The sequence below is a fragment of the Photobacterium sanguinicancri genome, from assembly GCF_002265265.1.
In the GTDB taxonomy this organism is placed as follows: Bacteria; Pseudomonadota; Gammaproteobacteria; order Enterobacterales; family Vibrionaceae; genus Photobacterium; species Photobacterium sanguinicancri.
Window position 1 is genome coordinate 1 of record NZ_NOIF01000224.1, and the last position, 6,819, is coordinate 6,819.

Consider the following 6,819-nt stretch of genomic DNA (forward strand, 5'->3'; position numbering starts at 1 on the left):
TTTAAAGCCAGATCAGCCAGCAAGCTTGTTTACTCGTCGGTGACTAAGCTAAGCCTTGGTGAACTTGATAGCGAAGAACAGATGAAATGGATCTGAACTATACTTTGACATTAGGAAAAATATCGCAAGGATAGTTGTCTTTGGAAACTATTAGCCAAACGAGTGATATAGCCCCCTCCTTAGCAACCTCGTGCCATATTAGTCAAAGGAAATGTTACTCGGTTGTTCTGTTTTAAATCGCTTTACTCACCTCGGAATGTCCAATAACTACTGAGTCGCCTAACCGTATCAAAAAAACGCGTAGCTTTAGCGTTGAAACAAAACCATGCTTCATAGTAACGGTTCCGCTAAAATACGCGCATGTTATCCTGACAATGGAAAAATCGTGAACGCCCAAAAACCTTTCTCCGTAATGCTTTCTCAAGCAGTAGGCAGTTCCTATTTTCGAATTGGTCATGATCATTGGCACATCGAGGAATTACTTTCCTTACAACATCTATTGCTGTTAACAGCCCCAACAATCAAAGATGGATTACTTTGGTGGAGCAAATCGGTGTCATTGTACGATCGTTCAATCTATGTTGAACCTGCATCTCGCTATGACAGCCTATCGCTACATTTTAAATCACGAACAAATACTGAATTGCCTTTGTGGGTGCACTACCTGACCCAAGATTTACTCGAGCACGTTTCTTCATTTACTCACTTAACGCATACTTGGCTGCAAACCCCTAGTCAACGCAACTATTTAATTCGTAATGAATACGGAAAGTCGCTACAACTGCATTTTGACCATCAAGAAATTCAGGTTAGCGCAACACCCGATGCCAAGTTATTTTCTCTCGCTAAGCAGTTTTTTTTACTGCTACAGCACGTCCGTATTGAAAAAGAAGATCTGGTCTCTCGATTAAAAAAACGTATCCATGACAACATTAGTTCACCTTTACGTTTATCCGATTTAGCGGTTTATCTAGGGCTATCAGCCAGAACACTGCAACGGCGCCTACAAGAAAAACAAATCAACTTCACCACACTTGTTGATGATGAAAAAAAAGCCACCGCTTTACGTCTACTGGCCGATACACAATTGAGCGTATCCAACATAGCTAATCAGCTAGGTTATGATGATCCTTCAAACTTTCACCGCGCATTTCGAAAGTGGTATCCATTTTCCCCTCAAATGTACCGTGAACAATGCCGAACCAATCGAACCAATCGAACCGTTCAACAAGAAAACCCCATCAGGCTGCATTACGCCACTGCCGTTATAGAATCAAGTGCCGCCAAACAAGGTCAAAGTGGCAGAGTATGGATTGAGGTCAATAATATAGCGTTTGAAAAAAAAGTGGCGGTTGAGTGTGAAGACAGAGACGGTGTATGGCGCCGCTATCCCGCCTTTTTCGATTACTTCCTGGCTGATGGTATTGAGCTTTGGTCAACCGCAAACCTACCTGTCGCTAATCCATTACGCTTTCGCTTATGCTACGAAGTCGATGGCAATCAATTCATCGATGATAACCTTCAACACAACTATGTCGTCAACGAACCGATTCTATTAGGCCATCCTATTGTTGTCGTACCTACCCTTGTCGTCGTCCCCGAAATGGAAGGCGTTCGTGTTGTTATAGAGCTTGCATGCCGCCTGCCTGATACTGAAATCATTCATTGTCATATTGATGGTCAAGAAAATAACCGTTGGGCTATGACAAAAACAAACCAAAACCGTCAATTTTCATCTTGGTCTCTATCAACGTATCTAACTGAACGACCTAAAAAATGTCATTTTGAATTGATTTCTCAGCAAGGTGAACACCAGCGATGTGATAACTATCAACACGACTATCTATTTCTTTCGCCACTTTCATAGCCAGCGAAAATGATAACAGGCTCATATTTAGCACCAACTGACACACCACAACCAATATAATGGCGTAGAGTGACACTCTCATCGCGTTGAATTCCCGTTATTGTTCACACAGTTTTGTAGGCAGGGGATTATAACGTGAGACTGAAAACACCTAACACAATGAATAAAATAAAGTTTTTAACTTTATCGATAGCGTTAGCCTTAACAGGCTGTAATTCAGACAATAATGCCATCGAAATAGATGACAACACTGTGGCGCCAGTTGATAATCAGGTGGCATCACCTGACTGGCAAGACCAAATCATCTACTTTCTCATGATCGATCGATTTAGCGATGGAAATAGCCAGAATAATGACCAAGGCCAAAATGAATACGATCCGACATCGGACAAAAAATTCAGCGGCGGTGATCTACAAGGCGTTACCGATCAGCTTAGTTACATCCAAAATTTAGGAGCAACATCTGTATGGATCACTCCGCCTGTGGCAAACCAATGGTGGGATTCAGAACAGAATTACGGTGGTTATCATGGCTACTGGGCGCGTGATTTTCAGAAAGTGGATGGGCATTTCGGGGATTTAGAAGATTACCAAGCACTTTCTCGTGAAATACACAGCCGAAATATGTTCCTCATCCAAGACATTGTGACGAATCATGTTGGTAACTTTTTCACTTACGATAACCCGTACGATTATGACGCTTTAAACCCTTGTACCGGTTTCCGTCTAATTGAAAATGCATTGGCACCTAATCAATCCCTACCATATCCTCTGAATCAGAACCAGTGCAAAGACGACGGCACAGGTAGCTACCATTGGACACCAAGCATTACCGATCACAATAATCCGACACAAGAAAAAACATGGCAACTCTCCGATTTGGATGATCTCAATACTTCTGATCCAGAAGTTAGAAAGTACCTCAAAGCGAGCTACCGTAAATGGATTAAAGACGTCGGTGTTGATGCATACCGGGTAGATACCGCAAAGTTTGTTGAACACGATTTCTGGAACGATTTCTTTCACAGTCAAGACGGCGTACTATCACAGGCAAAAGAAACAGGACGTGAAAATTTCCTAACCTTCGGTGAAGTCTTTGAGGCATCGACGCCGTACAAGACAGAAGGGGAGGAAAAAATGCTCACCTATATTGGTGAAAATGGCTCTCCGGCACAGTTAACCTCAGTATTAAACTTTCCGCTCCAAACCACCATGACCCGTGTTTTTGCATCAGGCCAACCGACGGATTATTTACGCTTTCGCCTAGAACGTATGATGGAAATGTTCCCTAACCCTTACATCATGCCGAACTTTATCGATAACCATGATATGCCTCGCTTTTTGTCTCAGGCTAGCCCAGAAGATATGCAGCAAGCCTTGCTTACCATGATGACAGTGCCCGGCATTCCGGTTATTTATCAGGGTACTGAGCAAGCTATCATCAATAGCCGCGATAGTATGTTTAACGGCGGCTATCGCACTGACGGTCAACTTGTCGATTCTTTCGATTCAAGCAACGAGATGTACCGATTTATTCAATCATTGGCCCAGCTTCGTACAGAAAACAAAGTGCTTACACGAGGTGAATTGAAAGTCATCGCCAGTGATAAAGCAGGAGCTGGTATATTCAGTTTCACTCGTCGTTTAAATGATGAAGAAGTGTTCGTTGTCTTGAATACCTCGTCGTCTCCTATGCTGTTAAACCAGTTAGATTTAGAGCAAGATGCAGGAACGGTTTTTGAACGACAGATTCAATCCAACTGGCAAGGCGCACCAGAAATACTGACAACCAATAGTCACGGTCAAGTCACCCTCGAACTGGCTCCAAAATCTGCGGTGATTTACTTTAAAACATCCCAAACAGGCAATATCGATACCCCGGATACAAAAGTCGAATTAGAGGGAAATTGGGATAACGCGGTCATCACCCAAGATACTGAAATAACCGGGACAGCAACACCCAATGTGACATTAAAAATGGTCGTAGATGGTAATTTAGACGTAGCAAAAGACATACCTGTTGATGCTAACGGAGACTGGAAAACCACCATTTCGATCCGTCATTTTGCCATCGGTGAACAACAACATCGCTTTGCGATTTACTACCCTGAAGATAAAGCAGGCACTAAAGATATTGCATTCACTTCCGATCTTTCATGGGCGGAAACACCCGAGAAAATCATTGATGATACAGGTGATGCTCAAGATGGTAGTGGCGGACTATACGGCTCCTATTCTCTACCTACCGATCCCTCTTTTGATAAAGATAAGAATCAGCTCTCGATTGAAAAAGCCGAGATCTATACCGTGGGCAGTAACGTACGCTTAAAAATGACCATGAATAACGTCACCAACAGCTGGTTACCACCCAACGGCTTTGACCATGTCGGTTTTTCAGTCTTTATTGGGTTGCCCAATGAAAGTAAGACTGGCTTAACGGCATTGCCGAAGCTCAATGCAGAAATGCCTTCTGGCACTTGGAATCGAAATGCGGTGATATTTGGCTGGCAAAGCTCAATCTACAGCTCAACAGGCGCAGATTCACAAACATGGGGAGAAACCGTATCACCCGCCCCCGTTGTCACTGTAGATAAAGCTAACAAAGCGATTTATCTTGATTTTGCTAGTGATGCACTTGGCCGCCCCAATTCGCTTGACGGTATCAGCATTTATGTCACAACATGGGATATCGACGGATTATCGGCTGTCTACCGTCCGTTAGACACCCAAAAAGGACCGTGGAATTTCACCGGTAACGATACATCAGAACCCAAGATTTGGGATAACCTCCCCGTCATCATTTTAAGTGAGTAAAAAAATCACTCATAATGTAAATCGTTAAGGTATGAGTCCTCTGCTGCCTCAGCAGAGGACTTAACAAACTATCTTGACGCAGGGGGGCTTCTCGTCTCTCTAAAAATTGCACTTTGCTCAAGTATTCGACTGTACTTACCTATTTTGATTGCACTCGATACAGTGTGGGGGATAAGTGTGCGAATTGAGTAAAAACAAAATCTATTGCGTTGAAAGCGGTCTTGAGTTTTTCTCAATTCATTAGTTCACATATGGCTAATAGACATTAACAGGGTATAGATGAGTTTCAGATCTAACGCGGAATGGGGCTGAACCTTGCTACATCTAAGCCCTTAGTATTGCTAAATTAGCTGTACTGTTCTCTGTTCTTTTGGCTGCAAAACAGTAGCGCGAACAGCCAATGACATATTTCTCTTTGCGTATATTAAGTAATGCAATACGGTATCGAAGTAGCTCTATTCGTCTTTTATCTTTCTCTGTCATGATTATTTATCTGTTCTTAGTTGCAATCAGAAAGTCTTAACATTATGAACAACCAAGTGGTCAATAAAGGAAAAAGTGAAGCATGCATTGAGGGTAATTTAAAGCCAGATCAGCCAGCAAGCTTGTTTACTCGTCGGTGACTAAGCTAAGCCTTGGTGAACTTGATAGCGAAGAGCAGATGAAATGGATCTGAACTATAATGAGAGATACAAAAAAGGCCGCTAATAAGCGGCCTGATAGTATTTGTTTGTTACATGCAGTACGAGTGCTTACTCTTTACCGAACACGTTGTTTTCTTGTTCTTGAACGCGGATAAAGGTTGCGCGTTTTGTTAGTTCTTTAAGCTGCGCTGCACCTACGTAAGTACAAGTAGAACGCACGCCACCCATGATGTCTTGGATAGTTGTTTCTACTGGGCCACGGTAAGGCAATAGTACGGTTTTACCTTCAGCTGCGCGGTATTTCGCAACGCCGCCTGAGTGCTTGTCCATCGCTGACTGTGAAGACATGCCGTAGAATTTCATGAAGGTTTTGCCATCTTGCTCGATGATTTCACCGTTACTTTCTTCGTGGCCTGCTAGCATACCGCCAAGCATTACGAAGTCTGCACCGCCGCCGAATGCTTTAGATACATCACCTGCACATGAACAGCCGCCGTCACCAATAATACGACCACCAAGGCCGTGTGCAGCATCTGCACATTCAATGATTGCTGAAAGCTGAGGGTAACCCACACCTGTTTTAACGCGTGTCGTACATACAGAACCTGGGCCGATACCCACTTTAACAATGTCGGCACCCGCTAGGATAAGTTCTTCAACCATGTCGCCAGTAACAACGTTACCTGCACTGATTACTTTGTCTGGGAATTCAGCACGTACGCGTTGTACGTACTCAACTAAATGCTCAGAGTAACCGTTAGCGATATCAATACAGATGAAGATAAGGTCATCTGAAAGGGCCATGATGTCTTTGGTTTTTTGGAAGTCGTTATCTGACGTACCAGTAGAAACCATTGCGTTGTTAAGTACTGATGCATCGTTGTTTTTCACAAAGCCAGCCCAGTCTTCAACTGTGTAATGCTTATGGATAGCAGTCATTACATTATGCTTCGCAAGTGATGCCGCCATTTCAAAGCTACCCACTGAATCCATGTTAGCAGCAATAATTGGCACGCCTGACCATTGACGACCGCTATGCTTGAATGTAAAATCGCGGGTTAATTCAACTTGAGAACGGCTTTTCAAGGTAGAACGTTTTGGACGAAACAGTACATCTTTGAAACCTAACTTCAAGTCTTGTTCGATACGCATGGTAATTTCCTTAAATGTAAATCGAATTTTGCTCTCAATCTTTCTGCTGTTGGCAGACAACAGATAGACATCAGACGAGCAGGCACAAAAAAACCGGAGCGTTGGCAGACGCTCCGGTTTTCAGCATTATAGGGCGATAAAAATTATTAACAAGCCTGATAATTGTGTTTTTTTTGTGATACCTTTACAAAGATTAAATCTCGATAAATCCTCTTTTTTGGCATCTCGCTATTGTCAAAATAAGCGAAATATTCGCTTATCGCCTTCCATTCTTACCAAATTCTTGCATAATCCCTGTATATAAGCTGTCTCATAAACACATCTGACGCTGCCGACGAATAG

Annotated in this window: 3 protein-coding genes; 2 read left to right on the forward strand and 1 reads right to left on the reverse strand. The window is 42.9% G+C overall.

Annotation, left to right across the window (positions count from 1 at the left end; translation table 11 throughout):
• Positions 1–385: 385 nt before the first annotated feature.
• Both ASV53_RS21640 and ASV53_RS21645 read left to right on the forward strand, forming a co-directional pair.
• Positions 386–1,867, forward strand: coding sequence for a helix-turn-helix transcriptional regulator (locus ASV53_RS21640; RefSeq protein ID WP_189337937.1), 1,482 nt, complete (start codon positions 386–388; stop codon positions 1,865–1,867).
• A gap of 159 nt (positions 1,868–2,026) precedes the next feature.
• Positions 2,027–4,681, forward strand: a complete 2,655-nt coding sequence (locus ASV53_RS21645) for an alpha-amylase family glycosyl hydrolase (protein ID WP_094958635.1) — start codon at positions 2,027–2,029, stop codon at positions 4,679–4,681.
• A 752-nt stretch (positions 4,682–5,433) separates the two neighbouring features.
• On the opposite strand, the gene ASV53_RS21650 is transcribed toward ASV53_RS21645, so the two are convergent.
• On the reverse strand, positions 5,434–6,477 hold the full coding sequence (locus ASV53_RS21650; protein ID WP_094958636.1) for a GMP reductase: 1,044 nt from the start codon (positions 6,475–6,477) through the stop codon (positions 5,434–5,436).
• Between the last annotated feature and the right edge of the window lie 342 nt (positions 6,478–6,819).

What these genes read in the sequence shown, in the direction of transcription:
- ASV53_RS21650 (WP_094958636.1), bottom strand. Translation starts at nt 6,477, where the DNA reads ATGCGTATCGAACAAGACTTGAAGTTAGGTTTCAAAGATGTACTGTTT.
- ASV53_RS21645 (WP_094958635.1), top strand. Translation starts at nt 2,027, where the DNA reads ATGAATAAAATAAAGTTTTTAACTTTATCGATAGCGTTAGCCTTAACA.